This window comes from Stenotrophomonas sp. MH181796 (assembly GCF_009659995.1).
GTDB classification, from domain to species: domain Bacteria; phylum Pseudomonadota; class Gammaproteobacteria; order Xanthomonadales; family Xanthomonadaceae; genus Stenotrophomonas; species Stenotrophomonas riyadhensis.
Genome location: NZ_RAHU01000007.1, coordinates 283,429 through 303,781 on the forward strand (window position 1 = coordinate 283,429; position 20,353 = coordinate 303,781).

Genomic DNA, 20,353 nt, shown 5'->3' on the forward strand with positions numbered 1-20,353 from the left:
GCGTGCCGCTGCCGGCCTGGGNTTGTTGGCGACGTTGCCGGTGATGGCACCGGTGGCGCCGCCATTGCCGACCTGCAGCGTGCCGCCGGCGTTGATGGTGGTGCCGCCGGTATAGGTGTTGTTGCCGGTCAGGGTCAGCGTGCCGGCGCCGGCCTGGGTCAGGCCACCGCTGCCGCTGATGGTGCCACCCAGCGTGGTGCTGCCGGCCACGCTGGATACCAGCGCGCCATTGTTGGTGATGTCGCCAACGATCGCACCGGTCGCACCGCCATTGCCGATCTGCAGCGTACCGCCGGCATTGATGGTGGTGCCGCCGGTATAGGTGTTGTTGCCGGTCAGCACCAGCGTGCCGCTGCCGGCCTGGGTCAGGCCACCGCTGCCACTGACCACGCCGCCCACGGTTGCCGTGGTGCCGAGGTTGTAGACCAGGCTGCCGTTGTTGGTGATGTCGCCCAGCACCGAACCGGTGCTGCCACCGTTGCCGATCTGCAGCGTGCTGCCACCGTTGATGGTGGTGCCGCCGGTATAGACGTTGTCGCCGCTCAGGGTCAGCGTGCCGGTACCGCTCTGCACCAGGCCGCCGGTGCCACTGAGCACGCCGCCGAAGACGGTGTTGCCATTGTTGCCGCCGGTGGTCAGGGTTGCACCGCCCAGCACCACGCTGGATCCGGTCACACCGGCCAGGCCGCCGATGCTCTGGCTGCCACCTGCGCTGATATCCAGCGTACTGGCACCGGTCAGGTTGACCGTGCTGGCAGCGGACAGGCTGCCACCGGCCGCCACCGCCAATGTGCCGCTGTTGATGGTGGTGGTGCCGGTATACGTGCTGGCACCGCCCAGGCTAACCGTCGCCGGACCGTCCTTGAGCAGGCCGCCGGCACCGCTGATTGCACCATTCAACGTCAGCGGATTGCTGCCCGCCAGGGTCAGCGTGCCGCTGCTCAACTGCACGGTGTTGGCCAGCGTCAGCGCGGTGGTGGCGTCCAGGCTGGCGTCGCCGCCCACGTTCAGCGTGCCGGTGCCCAGTGCAGCGTTGTCGCCCAGGGCAAGGCCACCGGCGTTGAGTGCCACGCCGCCGCTGAAGGTATTGCTGCCACTCAGGGTCTGCACACCTGCACCGTTCTTCACCAGGCCACCGGTCCCCCCGATGGTGCCGGCGAACGTCGTGTTGCCGACGCCGCCGAGGGTGAGCGTGCTGGTGCCCAGCGCCACGGCCGAGCCGGCCACGCCCTCCAGTGAGCCGATCGTCTGCGCGCCGCCCGCGCTGATGTCGAAGGCGGTACCGGCATTGGCCAGGTTCACCGCGCCGGTTGCCGCCAGGCTGCCGCCTGCACCGATCGCCAGCGTACCGGCATTGATGGTGGTACCCCCGGTGAACGTGTTGGTGCCGGTCAGCGTCTGGGTCCCCGATCCTTCCTTGACCAGGCCGCCGGAGCCGGCCACCGAACCACTGAACGTGCCGTTGCTGGCATCACCGATCGTCAGCGTGTTGGCGCCCAGGTTCACCGTACCGTTGCCGATCAGGGTGCCGAACTGCTGCGTGCCGCTGCCCGCCGACAGGTCGAAGGTCGCCCCCGAAGCCAGGTTGACGACGCCGCTGGCGTGCAGGCTCGCGCCCGCACCCAATGCCAACGTGCCGGCGTTGATGTTGGTGCCACCGGTATAGGTGTTGACGCCGTTCAAGGTCAGCGTTGCGGCACCCTCCTTGGTCAAGCTGCCGGTGCCACTCAGGCTGCCGTTGAGGGTGAGGTTGTTGCTGCCGAGTACAGTCAACCCGTTGTTGAGGATGAAGTTGTTGGCCAGCGTCACCGCGGTGTTCGAATCGAGCGTGGCATTGCCCCCCACCGTTACCGCGCCGGTGCCCAGCGCAGCATTGTTGCCGACCACCAGGCCACCGGCATTGAGCATTACCCCACCACTGAAGGTACTGGCGCCATTGAGCGTCTGCACGCCGACGCCGTTCTTGATCAGGCCGCCGTTGCCGCTGATCGCACCGTTGAAGCTGCTGTCCACCGTGCCGCCCAGGGTCAGCGTGCTGCCACCGAGTGCCACCGTGCTGCCGACCACGCCGGCCAGCGAACCGATGGCCTGGTTGCCCGCGGAGATATCGAGGGTACCGGCACCTGCCAGGTTCACCGCGCCGGTCGACGCCAGGCTGCCACCGGCGCCGATCGCCAGCGTGCCGTTGTTGATGGTGGTACCACCGGTGTAGGTGTTGGCACCGCTCAGGGTAACGGTGGCCGCACCGTCCTTGATCAAGCCGCCGGCACCGGAAATCACGCCACCCAGTGTCAGCGCCTGGCTACCCAGCAGGTCGAGGTTGGCGCCCGCTGCAAGCCCGATGTTGTTGGCCAGGTTGACGCCTGTCGATGCATCCAGCGTCGCGTTGCCGCCCACCGTCAGCGCACCGGTGCCGAGCGCAGCGTTGTTGCCGACCACCAGTCCGCCACCGTTCAATGCAACGCCACCGCTGAACAGGTTGGCGCCGCCGAGCGTGAGAATGCCTGCGCCGTTCTTGACCAGTCCACCGGTACCGGAAATCGCACCGTCGAAGGTACTGCTGCCGGCACCGCCAAGGGTCAGCGAGTTGGCCCCCAGGCTGACCGTCGCACCGGCCACGCCGGACAGCGAACCGATGGTCTGGTTGGCACCGGAGGCCGAGATGTCGAAGCCCGCACCGGGTGCAGCCACGTTCACCGCCCCGGTCGCGGCAAGGCTGCCACCCGGACCAATCGCCAGCGTGCCGGCGTTGATGAAGGTGCCGCCGGTATAGGTATTGGTGCCGGTCAGCGTTTCAATGCCCGAACCGACCTTGGTCAGGCCACCCGTGCCTGCGATCGAGCCACTGAACGTGCCATTGGTGGCCCCGCCGACTGCGATCGAGTTGGCACCCAGGTTCACCGTACCGTTGCCGACCAGGGTGCCGAACACCTGCGTGCCGCTGCCGGCAGACAGATCCAGGGTGGCGCCGGTGGCGAGGTTCACGGTACCGCTCGCCGCCAGGCTGGCACCGGCACCCAGCGCCAGCGTGCCGGCGTTGATGTTGGTGCCACCGGTGTAGGTGTTGATCCCGTTCAAGGTCAGCGTCGCGACGCCATTCTTGGTCAGGCTGCCAGCCCCGGAAAGGACACCGTTGAGTGTCAGCGCATTGCTGCCGAGCACGGTCAGCCCGGCATTGAGCGCGATGTTGTTGGCCAGCGTTGCCAGGCCGGTGGTATCCAGCGTGGCGGCACCGCCGACGGTCAATGCACCCGTGCCCAGCGCCGCGTCATTGCCGAGCACCAGCCCGCCTGCGTTGAGCGTCACGCCGCCGCCAAACGTGTTGGCACCGGACAACGTCTGCACGCCCGCGCCCACTTTGACCAGACCGCCGCCGCCACTGATCACGCCGTCGAACGCGGCGTTCGTCGCTGTACCGAAGGTCAGCGAGTTTCCGCCCAGGGCCAGTGTGGTGCCACCCACGCCGTTGAGCGCGCCGATGGTCTGGCTGCCGCCTGCAGCGGAGATATCGAAGACCGCACCGGCGTTGGCGAGAGTGACATCACCCGCTGCGGCAAGGCTGCCACCCGCACCGAGTGCCAGCGTACCGGCATTGATGGTGGTGCCACCGTTGTAGAGATTGGCACCGGACAGCGTCAGCGTCGTCGCACCATTCTTGATCAGGCTGCCGTTGCCAGTGATCGGACCCGACAGCGTCAGCGCGTTGCTGCCCGGCAACGTCAGTGCAACGCCCGAGCCCAGCGTGACCGCATTGCCGAGCGTCGCCGCAGCACTCGTGTCCAGCGTGGTACTGGCATTCACCGCCAGCGAGCCGGTACCGAGCGCACCATTGGCGCCGACCACCAGGCCACCACCGTTCAAGGTCAGGCCGCCACCGAAGGTATTGGTGTTGTTGAGGGTCAGCAGGCCCGTACCGTTCTTGACCAGGCTGCCGCCACCGGCCAGCACGCCCGCCAGGCTGAGGTCATTGCTGCCGCCCAGCGTCAGCTGCGAACCCGCGCCGAAGTTCACCGCATTGGCCAGATCCAGCGCAGCCGTCGTGTCCAGGCTGACGTTGCCGCCAATGCCCAGCGCCCCCGTACCCAACGCCCCGGCATTGCCGAGGACCAGGCCGCCGGCATTGAGCGCAACGCCGCCACTGAAGGTATTGGCTCCGGACAGCGTCTGCACGCCCGCGCCAGCCTTGATCAATCCACCACTGCCATCGATGAGGCCGGCAAAGCTGCCGTTGCCGGCGCCGCCGAAGGTCAGCGTCTGCGTACCCAGCGCCACATGGCTGCCGGCGATGCCGTTCAATGCACCGATGGTCTGCCCGGCCCCCGCCGCGGAGATGTCCAGCGTCGCGCCGGCACCGGCGAGGTCCACCGCACCGGTTGCGGCAAGGCTGCCACCGGCGCCAAGCGCGAGCGTGCCGGCATTGACCGTGGCACCGCCCAGGAAGGTGTTCGCACCGGACAGCGTCAGCGTCGAGGCGCCGTTCTTGATCAGGCCACCGGTTCCTCCCACCACACCGGTCAGGGTGAGGTTGTTGCTGCCCGGCAGGGTCAGCGTGTTGGCGCCCAGGTTCACCGCATTGAACAGCGAAACCGCTGCGCCCGCATCGAGCGAAACATTGCCGCCGATGTTCAGCGCCCCCGTACCGAGCGCACCGTTGGCGCCCACCGACACACTGCCCGCGTTCAACGCAAGGCCACCACTGAAGGTATTGCTGTTGTTCAATGACAGAACACCGCTACCGGTCTTGACCAGGCCACCGGTGCCGGTGATCAGTCCGCCCAGCGTGACGTTCTGGTTGCTCACCAGGCTCAGCTGCGCACCGGTGTCGAGATCGATGGCGTTGCCCAGGTTCAATGCCACCGAACTGTCGAGGGTGGCGTTTGCACCGACTGCAAGCAGTCCGGTTCCCAGCGCGCCGGCATTGCCCAGCATCAGGCCGCCACCATTGAGTACCAGGCCTCCGGTGAATGCATTGGCACCGTTGAGCGTGAGCGTGCTGGCACCGTTCTTGACCAGGCCGCCCGCGCCGGAAACCACACCGCCGAGCGTGATCGCCTGCGAACCCGGCAGCGACAACACGGCCCCACTGCCCAGGGTCACATTGTTGGCCAGGCTCAGCGCCGCGCTGCCATCGAGCGACGCACTGCCGCTCACGTTCAGGGCACCAGTGCCAAGCGCGCCGCCATTGCCAAGCAGCAACCCGCCCGCGTTGAGATTCAGTCCTCCGCTGAAGGTGTTGGTGCCATTCAGGGTCAGCAGCGAGGCACCGTTCTTGGTCAGGCTGCCGGTGCCGGTGATGTTGCCGCCGAGGGTGAGGTTCTGGCTGCCCGGCAAGGTCAACGCCGCGCCCAGATTGATGGCATTGGCCAGGTTCAGTGCAGCGCTGCCTTCAAGCGAACTGTTGCCGCTGATCGTCAGCGCCCCGCTGCCGATCGCACTGTTGTTGCCCAGCAGCAGGCCGCCCGCTGTCAGATTCACGCCGCCACTGAAGCTGTTGGCGCCGCTCAGGGTCTGGATGCCCGTCCCCTGCTTGACCAGGCCGCCGGTACCACCGATCACGCCCGCGAACGTCTGGTTGGTGGCATCACCGAAGGTGAGCGTGCTGCTGCCCAGCGTCACCGTGCTGCTGGCGATACCGGACAGCGCGCCGATGGTCTGGTTGCCGCCGAGCGAGATGTCCAGGTCCGCGCCAGCGCCGGCCAGGTTGACCGCACCGCCGGCCGACAGGCTTCCACCGCTGCTCACCGCAACCTTGCCGGCATTGATCGCCAGGCCGCCGGTGAAGGTATTCGCGCCACCCAGCGTCAGCGTGGCGGCACCGTTCTTGACCAGGCTGCCGGTGCCGCCGATGGCGCCGCCCAGCGTCAGTGCATTGCTACCCAATACATTGAGCAGGCCACCTGCACCGAGGTTGATGCCATTGCCCACGCTCAGCGCCGCGCTGGCATCGAGCGTTGTCACACCGCCAACAGTCAACGCGCCGGTTCCGAGCGCGCCGGCATTGCCCAGGACCAGGCCACCGGCATTGAGCGCCAGCCCACCACCAAAGGTATTTGCACCGTTGAGTGTCAGCGTGCTCGCACCATTCTTGGCGAGGCTGCCGGTGCCACCGATCACGCCGTTGAACGTCAGCGCCTGGTTGCCGAGCAGATTGAGGCTGGCACCCGAACCGAGGTTGACTGTATTGGTCAGCGCCAGCGCCGTCGTGCCGTCGAGTGTGGCGCTGCCCCCAACAGAGAGCGTACCGCTGCCCAGCGCAGCAGCATTGCCCAGCAGCAGGCCACCGGCGTTGAGTGCCACGCCGCCACTGAGATTGTTCACGCCCGACAAGGTCTGCACGCCGGTGCCCAGCTTGACCAGGCCACCCGTGCCTGCGGCGAACGTGCCGCTGTAGCTGGTATCGCCCAGCCCGGCGAGAGTGAGCGTATGGCTGCCAAGGTCGACCGAACCGCCGAGGCCCGCCAGCGAACCGATGGTCTGGTCGGCGGCCGCCGACAGGTTCAGGGTGGTACCGACGCCGACCGTGATCGCACCGGTGGGCGACAGGCTGCCGCCCGCGCCCAGCGCCAACGCGCCTCCGGCCAGGTTGAAGTTGCCGGTCAGCGAATTGGCGCCGTTCAAGGTCAGCGTGCCGGCACCGTTCTTGGTCAGGTTGCCGGCACCGGAGATCGAACCGTTCAATGACAACGCATTGCTGCCAAGCAGGTTCAGCGAGCCCCCGCCATTGATCACCAGATTGTTGCCCAGGCTGAAGCCCGCCGTCGTATCCAGCGAAGCGCTGCCACCGACGGTCAGGTTGCCGGTGCCCAGTGCACCGGCATTACCCAGTACCAGGCCGCCGGCATTGAGGTTGACGCCGCCGGAGAACAGGTTTGCGCCGCCGAGAGTAACGATGCCGGTGTTGTTGACCGTCAGCCCGCCAGTACCGGACAGCACGCCGCCCAGGCCGAACGCATTGGTCCCTGCCAAGGATAGATTGCCACCGAGGCTGAAAGCGTTGGCCAGGTTCAGACCGGCCGTGGAGGAGGCGATGGCACCGCCATTGGCGGTGAACAGCCCTGTGCCGAAGGAACCGGCATTGTTGAAATTGATCAGACCATCATTGAGCGTGGTCGTACCTGCGCCAGCCCACGCACCCTGCAGGTTCCAGGTACCGCTGTTGACGGTGAGCTTCTGGAAGTTGATGTACTGGTTCCAGCCCAGCGTGGTCACCGCCCCACCGGTACCGCTGCCCGGGCCGGTTGGGCTGTTCTGCAGCACCAGGCTGTTGTTGGACGCCGAACCACCGTCGACGATGCCGGCCGCGGCCAGATTCACTGCAAGCGCGCCGACCTGCCCAGCCACGCCGATACCGGCGGTATTGACGCTGGAACCAGACACGGCGGTGAAGGTGTTGCCGGTGACCGAACTGCCCAGGTTCACGCTGCCGTTGATGGTTCCCGCATTGAGGAAGGTATTGCCGGCCCCCGCCGTGGCCGAACCCTGGAACCCTATGCGGCCGGTAATGGTGCCGGTGTTGTTGAGATTGGTCTGCGCACCACCGTAGCTGACGATCGATGCCGCATCGGCCGTGGTCAACAGGCCTGCGCCAAGAATCGACATGTCCACATTGCCGGCGTTGACGATGTTGCTGACACCGCCGGAAGCGTTCTGCACCACCAGCGCCTGTCCACCGAAACCGAGGATGGAGCCGATATTGACCAGGCCTTTGATCGCCCCGCCCGCCTGGTTGTTGACGTTGATCGTGTTTCCACCGACGGAGTTGTTACCCAGCACCATGCCCGACGCCGCCAGGCTCAGGCCACCGTTGAGGGTGGGATCGATCGTGCCCTGGTTGTTCACGGTGATGCCGTTACCGCTCAAATTCACGGCACTTCCGCCAACGATCGGCGGCACGCTGAGCACAGCGCCGGTCTGGATATCCAGCGTCACGCCATTGATGCTGTTGGCCAGCGAATTGGTATTGGAGCCAGTCGCGCAGGTCACCGTGGTGCCTGCGGTAGTGCACGCTGCGAACGCCGAACCGCTGGCCAGGGTGGCCGCCAGTGCAACCGCCAGCTGATGCGCCCGCAATCGCGGTGGCCGCTTCGCGGTAATCGCACTTCCGCCAGGATTCTGGGCGACCTCCGATGCAACCTGCATTACGCCGAGGGCGCGATTGAAAACCAGACGGTAAATGCGGTTCATCGGTGAATCTCCATGAAAAGACCGGATGGCACTGCGGGCAGGTTTCTTGAAGACGATGCGGCCCATCCCGGCTCCCGATACGGGAACAAGGCGTGGCGGCATTAACTCCTGAAAATCTTCACATCTTCACGCGACGCCCGTGGAAAAGGTGCGCCGGCGTGTCCGTCAAGGCGAAAACTCCCCGGTTTCGCATGACGAATGGCGGCACTGTGCGACCGATGGCGCCAGCGGCATGTGAATCACGCTCGTTATTTTCATGACGCGCGTCAAATAAAACGGGCGGACAAAATGGTTTTGCCGAAAATGCATATACCTGCAGGACGCGGGGAATCCATTCCCCGCTCAACTAAATGCATTCAGCTGCTGGAGAGTTTCATCAGCACCAGGCCGGAAACGATCAGCACCGCCGCACCGATCCGCATCGGGCTGACCTGCTCACCGAGGAACACAATGCCGACCACGAACGCGCCAACCGCACCGATGCCGGTCCAGATCGTATAGGCGGTGCCCAGCGGCAGGCTGCGCATGGCCACCGCCAGCAGCCAGAAGCTGGCGATCATGCCGATGATGGTGACCACGGTGGGGGTGAGCCTGGTGAAGCCTTCGGACTGCTTCATGGACACGGCCCAGACGATTTCCAGCAGGCCGGCGAACAACAGATAGATCCAGGCCATGACAGCCCTCCTCTTGGTAGGGCCAGGCCGTCCTGGTCATTGATTCCCGATGCGGGGGAGGTCGTTCCTCCTGGCCGGCATTCTAGCAACGCCGGTCGGCACGGGGCGTTGTCGGGAGACGCGGGTTACAGCCGATTCAGTGCACGAAGCTGGCGTCGATGTACCTGCCTGCGCTATAGTTGCGGTCTGCCATCGGCCAGCCGATGTGCAGTCCGGCTGTGGTCTCCGGCGCGACACGCGCTGCTTCCCCTGATCCGTGAACTGGCCGCCCCTTGGGCGGCCAACGTCTCTATGGTGGCCCCGTCGGCCCCTCGCGACGCTAGGTCGAAAACCCCGCCAGGGCCGGAAGGCAGCAACGGTATCGATCGACGCGGGCGCCGAGGCCAGCCGGCGGGGCCACCGCCTTTCCTGCACTGGGGTCAGATCCCTTTGCCCGGCAAAGGGCTCTGACCCTTATGCCGTTCGCACCGGACATGGCCCCAAGCTACTGCGCTTCCGGCGTGCCCTGGTGGAACACCATGCGCCATTCGTCCCCGTGACGGCGCCACAGCGAGCTGCGCAGCACCCAGCGTTGCGCATGGCCATCGAGGTGATGGCGGCTGCGGTAGCGCACCTGGGCCAGACCCTCGGCCAACAGCCATACCGCGTACTGATCGGACTCGATCAGCACCTGCGCGCGCTCCAGCGGGATCTCCTGCAACGCCGCATCACGGCCATAGCACTGGCCGGAACTTCCGATCTCGCTGAAATCCTCATCCAGCAATGCAGCAAGACGCTCACGGTCGACACGCACCGGTGATGCATGCAGCGCGCGCTCCAGCGTTTCCAGCTCGGCGGCCAGCGCCGTATCGACGGGCCGGCCGGTTCCGCTCACGGTGGATCCTGCGCCAGTACGTGCGGCGCGGTCGGGTCAGCCAACGGCACGCACTGCCCCGGCTGCGCCACGCGGTGCCCACGCGCGGCCAGCGCCTGGCCGTCGGCCTCGCTGGCGTAGTGGTAGAGCATCATCCGCGCCTGCAGTTCGGCACTGTACTCACGTTCCAGGTCGTCCACGCCGGTGTGCGACGGGTTGCCGTGCAGGCCGCAGTCGTGGGCGATCAGTTCATTGTCGTTGGCGAAGCGGGCCAGCATCTCCGGAATCGGCCGGGTATCGCCGCTCCAGGTCAGCGCGCCCTGCAGGCGCAGGCCATAGGCCGTCTCCGGCCAGTGGTGGCGCACCGGGAACACTTCCAGGCGCACGCCCTCGTGCCAGAACGCCTCGCCCACCACGACCAGCTGGAACGCATCCCAGAAGTTGGCACCGCCCTCGGCCAGCACGTTCGGATAGTCACCGATGCGCTTGTGCAGCAGCGGCACCACCGTGGCGGGCACGTACAGGCGTACCTTGCCGCGCCGGTGCGCATTGAAGAAGGTGTCCACGAACAGGCGCTCGAAGCCGGCCACGTGGTCCAGGTGCACATGGGTGACGAACAGCGCCTGCGGCATGTGCCCGTAGTGCGCCTTGAACGCGGTCAGGCCTTCGCCGCCACAGTCGATGGTCAGCCACGGCCGACCGTCCCGTTCGATCACCGACATCGGCGACCCCAGCTCGACCGCCGACGCATTGCCGACGCCGAGGAAACGCAACGACCAGTCCATCAGGTGCCCCGGTTCCAGGCCATGTCATAGGCGCGGCGCAGCCGCGCGTAGTCCTTCTGCACGTCTTCCACGCTGCGCTCGCCGCGCAGCTTGACCAGCGAGCGCAGCAGGCGCTTGAGGTTGCGTTCGCGCCAGGCGGTCGCCGGAATGCGGATCACCCCGCGGTCGAAGTCGATCAGCCAGCCGTGGCCGTTGCCATCGAACAGGATGTTGTGCGCGTTGAGGTCGGCATGGTCCAGGCCGGCACGGTGGAAGCGGGCGATCAGCCGTCCGGTCTCCTCCCAGGGCGCGCCGCGGCCGGCGACCAGCGCGCGGTCGGCCAGCGAACGGACACCCTCGATCCGCTCCATCAGGATCGCGGCCCGGTAGCGCAGGCCCTCGCGCATGTAGAACGCCGCCAGTGGCCGGGGCACCGGCAGCTTTTTCTCGCGCAGGGCGCGCATCAGCCGGAATTCGGCGAAACTGCGGGTCCGGTCCGCGCCGCGCCAGAGGTACTGGTCGTGGCTGATCCTGGCCGCCATGCCGCCGCGCAGGTAGTGGCGAAGCACGCTGGCGCCGAACGGCGCATCGATGAACCAGGCGCTGCCACGACCACCGTCCCCTACCGGCCGGGCCCTGCTGCCCCAGTGCTGGGGCGAGAACAGGCCGATCTCGGCTTGCCGCAGCCGCTCGCGGTCGAACAGAATGGCCCCGATGCCGCGACCCTCGCGGCATGGCGTCAGCGCTTCATTGGCGTCGAATGCGACCATTTCATTGAGTCTAACAACACATGGCATCAGCGTCCTCCTCCTTGTGCCTCCTGCGCCTGTCCGCACTCGGCGATGTCACCCATGTGGTGCCCCTGGTGCGCACCCTGCAGGCTGCGCGCCCGGATACGCCGATCCACTGGATCATCGACAAGGCCGGCCACAAGCTGCTCGACGGCCTGCCCGGTGTCACCTTCCATGCCTACGACAAGAAGAGCGGCATGGCCGGGGTCAAGGAGCTGCGCCGGCAGCTGCCACCGGGGCGCTTCGAAGCGCTGCTGCAGATGCAGGTGGCGTTCCGTGCCAACCTGCTGTCGGCCTTCATTCCCGCAGAGCGTCGCATCGGCTACGACCGCAGCCGATCGAAGGACCTGCACGGTCTCTTCATCAACGAGCGCATCCCAGATCGTCCCGGCATCCACGTGCTCGATGCCATCGGCAGCTTCTGCGAGCCGCTGGGCCTGCGCCAGACCGAGGTCAGCTGGGATCTGGCGGTGCCACCGTCTGCGTATGAGTGGGCCGCCGCGCAGTGGCAGGACGATGGCCGCCCGGTGCTGATGATCTCGCCGTGCTCCAGCCATGTACGCCGCAACTGGTACGCCGACCGCTATGCCGCCGTGGCCAACCACGCGCTCACGCGTGGCTGGCGGGTGGTGCTGTGCGGTGGCCGCAGTGAACTCGAACGCAGCATGGCCGACGCCATCCAGGCGCAGTTGCGTACCCCGGCACTGGATCTGGTCGGCAAGGACACCTTGAAGCAACTGCCCGCGCTGCTGGCCCGCGCCAATCTGGTGATGACGCCGGACTCGGGCCCGATGCACATCGCCAATGCAATGGGTGCCAAGGTACTGGGCCTGCATGCGGCCAGCAATCCGAACCGCAGTGGCCCGTACTCGGACCGCCGTTACTGCGTGGACCGCTATGACGATGCCGCGCGCAAGTATCTGGCCAAACAGGCCACCGATCTGAAGTGGGGGACCAAGATCGAGTTCGACGACGTGATGGAACTGATCACCGTGGAAGACGGTATCGCTGCGTTCGAGCGTTACGTGGCCGACCACCTGGGCTGAGCGGCAGTCCCCATCCACGCATGGCGTGGATCAACCCCTTGGCCGGGATTACGCGCGCTGCGCGTAATCCTGGTAGGACTTCTCTTCCACGTACGCCGAACCCAGCGCCAGGTTGATCGCCTTCTTGATGCGCGCGCGCTCGTCGTTGCGCAGGTAGACGCTGCGCGCCAGGTCGATGAAGCCCTGGTCGAATGCCTGCGCCTTTTCCTTCAGGCGGATGTCGTCTTCGATGTCCCACAGCTGCTCGTTGACCGTCTTCAGCTCGGCCCGCAGCTTGGCGATGTCCTTCACCGCCGCCGGGTGTGCCATCCAGGTCTGCTCCAGCGCCGACAGCTCCTTGCGAACGTTGGCCAGCTTCCCTTCGTCACTGATGCGCTCGGACTTGATCTGCAGGATCGAGATCTTGTCCAGCAACTCGCCGAAAGAAACGGGGACGAGGATTTCAGCGGTCATGGGGAAAGCTCCAGCAGGTGATGCAGGCAGTTTAACCCGCAGCTCACGATGGAATGGGTAGATCCACGCCATGCGTGGATGGTTCAGCTCGGCAGGAACAGCATCCACGCATGGCGTGGATCTACTGATGCACCTGCCCCGACAGGGGCGGGGAGAGGCCGGCAAAGGGAGGGGCCCACAGGTTGCGCAGCAACGTGTGGGGCGACGCACGAAACGCGCGGCGCGTCCCACGCCAGATTAAAGAAAAAGGGCTGCCTTTCGGCAGCCCTTTTTCTTTAATCTGGCGGAGAGGGGGNTTCAGCTCGGCAGGAACAGCATCCACGCATGGCGTGGATCTACTGATGCACCTGCCCCGACAGGGGCGGGGAGAGGCCGGCAAAGGGAGGGGCCCACAGGTTGCGCAGCAACGTGTGGGGCGACGCACGAAACGCGCGGCGCGTCCCACGCCAGATTAAAGAAAAAGGGCTGCCTTTCGGCAGCCCTTTTTCTTTAATCTGGCGGAGAGGGGGGGATTCGAACCCCCGAGGCGCTATAAACGCCTGCCTGATTTCGAGTCAGGTACATTCAACCACTCTGCCACCTCTCCGGGTGGTCCCCGGCGGACCGGGGACGCGCATCATACGAGGAAGTGGGGCCGACGACAAGTCATTCCGGCCAACGAAGTGAAAATTTCCTGAGCGCATGCCTTGCCGGATGCCTGCAGCCACCCGATGATGCCTATCTCCCCAGCAATACCCCGCCACAGCCCCCATGATCGAATTCGGACACCTCACCCACCCCGGCATGCGCCGCGAGCTCAACGAGGACACCTACTACGGTGACAGTGAGCTGGCCCTGTGGCTGGTGGCCGATGGCATGGGCGGGCACGCCTGCGGCGAAGTGGCCAGCGCGCTGGCGCGCGAAACCATCGTGCGCGAGATCCGCCGTGGCGCGCCGCTGGCGCAGGCCATCCGCACCGCCGACGAAGAGATCATCCGCGCCTCGCGCCGGCGCAACGACACGCTGCCGATGGGCACCACCGTGGTCGCCGCACGGGTACAGGGCAACCGTTATGAAGTGGCGTGGGTCGGCGACAGCCGCGCCTACCTGTGGCGCGATGGCCAACTGGCGCAGCTCAGCCAGGACCACAGCGTGGTGCAGGAGCTGGTCGCCCAGGGCAACCTGACTGCCGAACAGGCACGCGCGCATCCGCATCGCAACGTGGTCACCCAGGCACTGGGCGTGACCGATCCGGCGCATCTGAACGTGGCCACCACCAGTGGTGAGCTGCGCCCGGGCATGCAGCTGCTGCTGTGCAGTGACGGCCTCACCGAGGAAGTGGACGACCGCGGCATTGCCCGCACCCTCGCCTTTGAGGATGCCAGCGCACAGGAATGCGTGGACACGCTGGTCGCGGCCGCGCTCGACGGCGGTGGCCGCGACAACATCAGCGTGATCCTGGTGCGCTGCCATTAACCCGTAGATCCACGCCATGCGTGGATGCGGCGCTGCCGGCCAGCGGCCGGCACTCCCCCATCCCAGGCATTACGCGCTGGCGGGCTCTTCCACCTTCGGGCCATCCCACAGCGCATGGCCGGCCTTCTTGCGCAGCCGCTCCAGTCGCGCCGCATGCGCTTCCAACTCGGACGGCGTGGCGACCACACGCGGGCGTGGCAGCAGCTTGCTGGTGTCGAAGGCCTGCAGCGCCGCACCGGCACCGCCCCCCTCTTCGTCACCCAATCCGAAGCCGATCTCTTCCTGACCCGAGGTCAGTGCGATGTAGACGTCGCCCAGGATCTGCGCATCGAGCAGGCCGCCGTGCAGCGCACGGTGCGAGTTGTCCACGCCCAGTCGCTTGCACAGCGCATCCAGCGAATTGCGCTGGCCCGGGAAGCGCTCGCGCGCCATCACCAGGGTATCGATCACCGTGCAGCGGTCGGTGATCCTGCCGTACTGTGGCCCAAGCAGCGACAGCTCGTTGTCGAGGAAGCCCAGGTCGAACGCCGCGTTGTGGATGATCAGCTCGGCGCCGTCGATGAACGCCAGGAACTCGTCGGCAATCTGTGCGAAGTCCGGCTTGTCAGCCAGGAACTCCAGGGTCAGGCCGGTGACTTCCTGCGCGCCCTGTTCGAACTCGCAGTCCGGCTTGATGTACTGGTGGTAGTTGTTGCCGGTCGGGCGGCGCTTGAACAGCTCCACGCAGCCGATTTCGACGATGCGGTTGCCCTTCTTCCACTCCAGGCCGGTGGTTTCGGTATCGAGGATGATCTGACGCATGGGCTCAGTTTACCGGGCTGGCGTCGCGGATCTGGATCGCCGCGTTGCGCGCCAGGGTATCCACGCGTTCATTGTCGGGGTCGCCGGAATGACCCTTCACCCAGCGCCAGTCGATCTGGTGCCGCAGCGTGGCCGCGTGCAACCGCTCCCAAAGCTCACGGTTCTTCACCGGATCACCGCCAGCGGTCTTCCAGTTCTTGCGGATCCAACCCGGCATCCACTGGGTCAGGCCCTGCCGCACGTACTGCGAATCGGTGTAGAGCACGATGTTGCACGGCTCGGTCAGCGTCTCCAGCCCCGAAATGGCCGCCATCAGCTCCATCCGGTTGTTGGTGGTGTGCGCTTCGCCACCGCTCAGTTCGCGCTCATGCCCCTTGTAACGCAGCAACGCAGCCCAGCCGCCGGGGCCGGGATTGCCGAGGCAGGATCCGTCGGTGTGGATTTCGATGGTTTTCAATACAACTCCAGATCAGGTAGCAACGGTGCCGTGCCAACGCACCGGCAACGGTTTCGGCCCGGGCAGGGCCAGCGTGCGTTTTTCCGCATGGAACAGGCAGGCCGCGCGCAGTGGCGCCCAGCCATCGGCACGGCGGCTGCCAGCCCCGCGCCAGAGTGGACCGAGGTAACGCATATCGTCGCACTCCAGCCCATGCCGGCCGAGCAGCAGACGGATCCGCTGTGGCGTACGCACCACCAGTCCATGCTGGCGCCAGCGCGTGCGATACGGGCTGAACGGATTGAGGCTGCTCAGCCACAGATGGCCGCCCGGCATCAGTACGCGCTCGCACTCGTCGAGCAGCCGATCAGCGTCGGCCGCAGTGACATGCTGCAGCACGATCGCATTGACACTCTCATTGGCCAGCGGCAGCGGCAGCGCACAGCGGGTATCGCCTGCATAGCCCTGCCCCTGCCGATACAGGCGCAGACCGCGTCCACCGAGCTGCGCGTCATCCAGCCAGGCCGCACTCGGCGCGATCCACAACCAGGGCTGCGCTGGCAGCAATGACAACTGCGGCAGCAGCAATTGCCGCTCCAGCACGCGCAAGGCTGCCGCCGGTTCACTGTCGAACCACGGGGTCTGGCTCGCTTGACGGGTGCTCTGCAGCGCGGGCATGGTCCAATTCTATGCGACTGACTGCCCTGCCCGCATTTGCGGATAACTACATCTGGACGCTGATCGCCGACGATGGCACTGCCGTGGTCGTCGACCCCGGCGATGCCGCGCCAGTGCTCGCGCTGGCCGATCAGGGCCTGCGCGTGGACACGATCCTACTCACCCACCACCACGACGACCACATCGGTGGCGTGCCCGCACTGCAGGCACGTTTTCCCGGTGTACGGGTCATCGCGCCGGTCGAAGAGCGCATCCCCACGGCCACCGAGCGGGTCGGCGAAGGTGAACGCGTTCAGGCACTGGGCCGGACGTTCCACGTACTATCCGTGCCCGGGCATACCCGCAGCCACATCGCGTTTCACACTGCTGAACATCTTTTCAGCGGAGATTCGTTGTTCAGCCTGGGCTGTGGACGTCTGTTCGAAGGTACGCCGTCCCAGCTGCTGGCATCGATGCGCAAGCTGGGTACCTTGCCCGCGCAACTGCTGCTTTGTTGCGCTCATGAGTACACCGTGTCAAATGCCGTCTTCGCGCGGCATGTCGACCCCGCCAACGCTGCCCTGTGGCAGCGCCAAGAGGAGGCTTTGGCCATGCGCCGCGATGACCGTTCCACCCTGCCGGTAACCCTGGCCAACGAATTCGACTGCAATCCCTTCCTGCGTGTGCACGCGGCGCCGATCCGTGCGTCGGTGTCTGCACACCTGGGCCGTGACGTCGTGGACGACGTCGACGTGATGGCCGGTCTCCGGCATTGGAAAGACGGCTTCCGCGCATGATGCGCCGAAGTCTGCCGCTGGCCCTGGGCCTTGTCCTGGGGTTGGCCGGAACCGCGGGCGCGCAGTCGCTGGGCGCCGGCATCAGCCAGAACCTGACCGCCGCTGCGGCCTTGCCGCTGGATCCGGCTGCGCTGCCCGCCGCTTCGGTGCGCAACGGCCAGGAGATCTTCACCAGCTTCCGCGACGGCCTGGCCGAGCCCAGCTGCGACGCCGAGGCCACCAGCCCGCGCTGGCAGAAGCAGTTCGCCCATGCCCCCTCGCGCCTGGCCAACCAGGATGACGATGCGCTGGTGCTGTTCGGCTACGTGGTCGAAGAGCTGCGCAAAGCCCACCTGCCCACCGAATTCGCGCTGATTCCGTTCGTGGAAAGCGGCTATCGGCCCAATGCCCGCAACGGCAGTGGCCCGACCGGCCTGTGGCAGTTCATCGCCACCACGGCGCGCAACCACCGCGTGCCGATGGCCAACGGCTATGACGGCCGCCTGTCGGCGGTCGATTCGACCCAGGCCGCGGTGCGTTACCTGAAGACCCTGCACGGCATGTTCGGCGGCGACTGGCGCCTGGCCACCATGGCCTACAACGCCGGCGAATACCGGGTGCTGCAGTCCATGCGCAAGGCCGGCATGAACGCGCAGAACGCCAAGCCGTCGGCTCTGCCCGGCCTGTCGCCGGTGACCCATGCCTACGTCGAGAAGCTGCATGCCCTGGCCTGCGTGCTGGAAGACGTGGAAGACCAGCCCGGCGTGATGGCCTCGCTGGACCGCACCGTGCCGGTACTGAAGGACCACACCCTGCCGGCCGGCACCAGCGTCCAGCAGTGGGCCGCACAGCGCGCCCTGGACCCGGCGAAGATCGCCCGCCTGAACCCAGCGCTGGCCTCTGGCAGCCGTGCCTCTGGCACCACCCGCGTGCTGGCCCCGGTCTCGGCCGCCAATGCGACGGTGGCGGACACCGCAACGGCCCTGGTCGCCAGCGCTGCGCCGGTCGCCACCGCCGCACCGACGCCGCAGGTGGCCAAGACCGTCGCCGCGATCGCCGATCGTCCGCGCAGCCGACGCCACACGGTGCGTGATGGCGAATCGGCCTGGACCATCGCCCGCCGCTACGGCATGCCGGTGAAGGCCCTGCTGTCGCTGAACGGCCTGAGTGGCAGCAGCGTGCTGAAGCCTGGTGCGGTACTGCGCGTCGAGGACTGACGCGCCAGCCAGGCCCTCCCTGTAAAGCCGAGCCCATGCTCGGCTTTTTCATGCCTGCGCCCGGCAGCTGCAGTCGAGCACGGCTCGACTCTACAAAAGGCGGTCGAGCAAGCTCGACCACTACCAGAGCTCAAGCGCGCCACAAACGAGGCGAAGGCACAAAAAAAGGCCCGGCATTGCCGGGCCTTTTCGTACCTGCAGCCGGTGGGCTTACAGGTTCGCTTCGGTGGTCTGGATCACGAACTTCTTGCGCATCGCCTCGATGTAGGCTTTGGCCGCGGCCATGCCATCGATCTGGCTCAGCTGGTCCTTCAGCTGCTTCTGCTGCTCGGCGGTCACTTCCTTCACGTCGCCCGGGTTCACCTTGTTCACCGCGAACAGCAGCGCGTGGCCATTGACGTCGACCTTGCCGTAGCTCGGCTTGCCCTCGGCCGGCACCGGCGCGCTGAAGATCGCGCGGTTGATTTCCGGGGTCGGCACCGGCTGGCTGCGCGGCAGGCCCGGCATCGGGCTCAGCTGCAGCTTCTCGCTGGCAGCCAGCGACTGCAGGGTGGCGCCCGCCTTCAGCTTGGCCAGCACGGCGTCAGCGGCCTTGTCGCTGGCCTGGCGCTGGCGGTCGGCGCGGATCGCAGCGATCACCTGCTCGCGGGCCTTGTCCAGCGGCATCGCCTGTTCCGGGGTATGCGCGGCAACGCGGATGACCACGCTGTGGTTGGTGGCACCGCCCAGGGCGATCGGATCGCTGGCGGTACCGTCCTGCACCAGCACTTCGGAGAAGGCGGCGCGCAGCACGGCCGGATCAGCGGCGATGCCACTGGCGGTCGCGCGGGTGATCGGGCCCAGGGTCTGCAGCGGCAGGTTCACTTCCTTGGCGGCAGCGGCCAGGTCGCTCGGGCTCTTGTTGATGGCATCGACCAGGTGGCCGGCCAGCTCGTTGAAGCCGCGCTCGCCATCGGCCTTCAGCTGCTCGGCGGCCAGCGTGTCACGCACTTCCTCGAACGACTTGCCCTGGCCACCACGCACCGCGGCGACCTTGATGATGTGGTAGCCGAAGTCGGTCTTCACCGGGCCGATCACGTCACCCGCCTTGGCGGCGAACAGGGCGTCTTCGAACGGCTTGACCATCGCGCCACGCTCGACCCAGCCCAGATCACCGCCCTGGTCCTTCGAACCCGGGTCTTCCGAGTTGGCCTTGGCCAGCGCCGCGAAGTCGGCACCCGCCGCCTTGGCTTCGGCAGCGAGCTTGTTCGCCTTGGCTTCGGCACCGTCACCGGTGATCAGGATATGGGCAGCCTGGCGCTGTTCCGGCGAGGTGAACTTCGCCTTCTCGTCTTCATAGCGCTTGCGCAGGGTCGCTTCGTCAGCCGCGGTCGGTGCCGGCAGGTTGGCGCCATTGATCTCGACGTATTCCAGCGACACGCTCTCGGCCTGGCGGAAATCCTTGCCGTGGCCGTCGTACCACTGCTTGATCTGCGCATCGGTGACCGGCGCGGTATCGGCCGGCACTTCCGGCAGCGCGGCCAGCTCGACGTCACGGGTTTCGCCCAGCAGCTTCAGCAGACGCTCGGTCTCGGACTGGGTGACGAAGCCGGAGTTCTGCAGGCCCGACGGGATCACCGACTGCTGCAGGCTCTCGCGCACCAGCTCCTGGAACTGGGTCGGGGTGCGCGGCGGATTGCCACCGGCCAGGGCCAGGCGGTAGTTGTTCTCGTTGAACTTGCCGTTCGAATCGAGGAACGCCGGCATGGTCGCGATGTACTCGCGCACCGCGCCGTCCCCGATCACCACGCCCGCCTGTTCACCGACCAGGCGCACGACCTGCTCGTCGATCAGCTGATCGAGCACGGCCAGCTTGTTCTCAGTGCTTTCGAACGCGCGCGGGTCGAAGTTCTCGCCCTGCTGCTGGCGCTCACGCATGCGCTCCTGCTCGAAACGCGTGCGGAAATCCTGCGCGCTGATCTCGTGGTGCTGCCACAGCATGCGCACCGGCCACCACGACGGTGCCGAACGCCACCAGGTCGGAGGCGCGGAAACCTTGGCCACGTTCTGTGCGCCAACGCCACCGAGGTAGCTGTTGTCGATCACGAACAGGAACGGAATCATCAGCAGCCCCAGGATCACGGTGACGATCCAGCCTGAGGTCTTGTCGCGGAGTTTCTGCAGCATGGTGAGGAATCACAAGGCCTGATTGGCGAGCCCGGCAGTGTAACCCGCTTCGCCGCAGGGACCAAAAGCAGCGCCGGCGC

Annotated in this window: 13 protein-coding genes, 1 tRNA gene, 1 other RNA gene and 1 pseudogene; 5 read left to right on the forward strand and 11 right to left on the reverse strand. The window is 66.5% G+C overall.

All coding sequences use genetic code 11. The features are described from left to right. Positions 1 to 24: 24 nt before the first annotated feature. Together D5301_RS18525 and sugE are read right to left on the reverse strand one after the other, a co-directional pair. Positions 25 to 8,184, reverse strand: a pseudogene (locus D5301_RS18525) (autotransporter-associated beta strand repeat-containing protein); the annotation flags it as partial. 356 nt (positions 8,185 to 8,540) lie between these two features. Then, a complete protein-coding gene (gene sugE, locus D5301_RS18530; protein WP_005415486.1) occupies positions 8,541 to 8,858 on the reverse strand; it encodes a quaternary ammonium compound efflux SMR transporter SugE in 318 nt (105 codons plus the stop codon). Between the two features lie 300 nt (positions 8,859 to 9,158). Between sugE and ffs the strand changes: the two genes are divergently transcribed. Next, positions 9,159 to 9,249, forward strand: an RNA gene (gene ffs / locus D5301_RS18535) — signal recognition particle sRNA small type. A gap of 93 nt (positions 9,250 to 9,342) precedes the next feature. Here the strand turns inward: ffs and D5301_RS18540 are convergent. From D5301_RS18540 to D5301_RS18550, 3 genes are read right to left on the reverse strand one after another with little or no spacing between them, the layout of a single operon-like run. Next, a complete protein-coding gene (locus tag D5301_RS18540; RefSeq protein WP_164162447.1) occupies positions 9,343 to 9,732 on the reverse strand; it encodes a nuclear transport factor 2 family protein in 390 nt (129 codons plus the stop codon). Beyond that, positions 9,729 to 10,496 carry an MBL fold metallo-hydrolase gene (locus D5301_RS18545; protein WP_110711235.1) on the reverse strand — a complete coding sequence of 256 codons (768 nt, stop codon included), beginning with the start codon at positions 10,494 to 10,496 and terminating at the stop codon, positions 9,729 to 9,731. The genes D5301_RS18540 and D5301_RS18545 overlap by 4 nt, the downstream gene beginning before the upstream one ends. Further along, positions 10,496 to 11,245 (reverse strand): 3-deoxy-D-manno-octulosonic acid kinase, encoded by a 750-nt coding sequence (locus tag D5301_RS18550; protein WP_110711233.1) that lies wholly within the window; start codon positions 11,243 to 11,245, stop codon positions 10,496 to 10,498. The genes D5301_RS18545 and D5301_RS18550 overlap by 1 nt, the downstream gene beginning before the upstream one ends. A gap of 20 nt (positions 11,246 to 11,265) precedes the next feature. Between D5301_RS18550 and D5301_RS18555 the strand changes: the two genes are divergently transcribed. Next, a complete protein-coding gene (locus D5301_RS18555; RefSeq protein ID WP_032127782.1) occupies positions 11,266 to 12,312 on the forward strand; it encodes a glycosyltransferase family 9 protein in 1,047 nt (348 codons plus the stop codon). A gap of 48 nt (positions 12,313 to 12,360) precedes the next feature. Here D5301_RS18555 and D5301_RS18560 read toward each other — a convergent pair whose 3' ends face one another. Beyond that, the gene (locus D5301_RS18560; RefSeq protein WP_010483869.1) at positions 12,361 to 12,765 is read right to left on the reverse strand and encodes a DUF6165 family protein; all 405 of its coding nucleotides are present in this window, start codon (positions 12,763 to 12,765) and stop codon (positions 12,361 to 12,363) included. 495 nt (positions 12,766 to 13,260) lie between these two features. After that, positions 13,261 to 13,351: transfer RNA gene (locus D5301_RS18565), tRNA-Ser, on the reverse strand. Between the two features lie 164 nt (positions 13,352 to 13,515). On the opposite strand from D5301_RS18565, the gene D5301_RS18570 reads away from it, so the two are divergent. Then, on the forward strand, positions 13,516 to 14,220 hold the full coding sequence (locus D5301_RS18570; protein ID WP_005408277.1) for a PP2C family serine/threonine-protein phosphatase: 705 nt from the start codon (positions 13,516 to 13,518) through the stop codon (positions 14,218 to 14,220). A gap of 69 nt (positions 14,221 to 14,289) precedes the next feature. On the opposite strand, the gene dnaQ is transcribed toward D5301_RS18570, so the two are convergent. Genes dnaQ through D5301_RS18585 form a run of 3 tightly spaced genes read right to left on the reverse strand, consistent with a single transcriptional unit; the run spans position 14,290 to position 16,135 of the window. After that, on the reverse strand, positions 14,290 to 15,021 hold the full coding sequence (gene dnaQ, locus D5301_RS18575) for a DNA polymerase III subunit epsilon (RefSeq protein ID WP_110711231.1): 732 nt from the start codon (positions 15,019 to 15,021) through the stop codon (positions 14,290 to 14,292). A 4-nt stretch (positions 15,022 to 15,025) separates the two neighbouring features. Continuing rightward, positions 15,026 to 15,478 (reverse strand): ribonuclease HI, encoded by a 453-nt coding sequence (gene rnhA, locus D5301_RS18580; protein WP_005408275.1) that lies wholly within the window; start codon positions 15,476 to 15,478, stop codon positions 15,026 to 15,028. Positions 15,479 to 15,490: 12 nt separating this feature from the next. Beyond that, complete coding sequence (locus D5301_RS18585; RefSeq protein ID WP_153856517.1) at positions 15,491 to 16,135, reverse strand: methyltransferase domain-containing protein; 645 nt, start codon at positions 16,133 to 16,135, stop codon at positions 15,491 to 15,493. An 11-nt stretch (positions 16,136 to 16,146) separates the two neighbouring features. Between D5301_RS18585 and gloB the strand changes: the two genes are divergently transcribed. Both gloB and D5301_RS18595 read left to right on the forward strand, forming a co-directional pair. Then, positions 16,147 to 16,911, forward strand: coding sequence for a hydroxyacylglutathione hydrolase (gloB, locus tag D5301_RS18590; RefSeq protein ID WP_005412427.1), 765 nt, complete (start codon positions 16,147 to 16,149; stop codon positions 16,909 to 16,911). Then, positions 16,908 to 18,107 carry a lytic transglycosylase domain-containing protein gene (locus tag D5301_RS18595; RefSeq protein ID WP_110711227.1) on the forward strand — a complete coding sequence of 400 codons (1,200 nt, stop codon included), beginning with the start codon at positions 16,908 to 16,910 and terminating at the stop codon, positions 18,105 to 18,107. Before gloB ends, D5301_RS18595 begins: the two co-directional genes overlap by 4 nt. Positions 18,108 to 18,317: 210 nt before the next feature. Here the strand turns inward: D5301_RS18595 and D5301_RS18600 are convergent, their stop codons facing one another. Beyond that, positions 18,318 to 20,273: a peptidyl-prolyl cis-trans isomerase gene (locus D5301_RS18600; protein ID WP_153856518.1), complete on the reverse strand. Its 1,956-nt coding sequence runs from the start codon at positions 20,271 to 20,273 to the stop codon at positions 18,318 to 18,320. Positions 20,274 to 20,353: the final 80 nt, after the last annotated feature.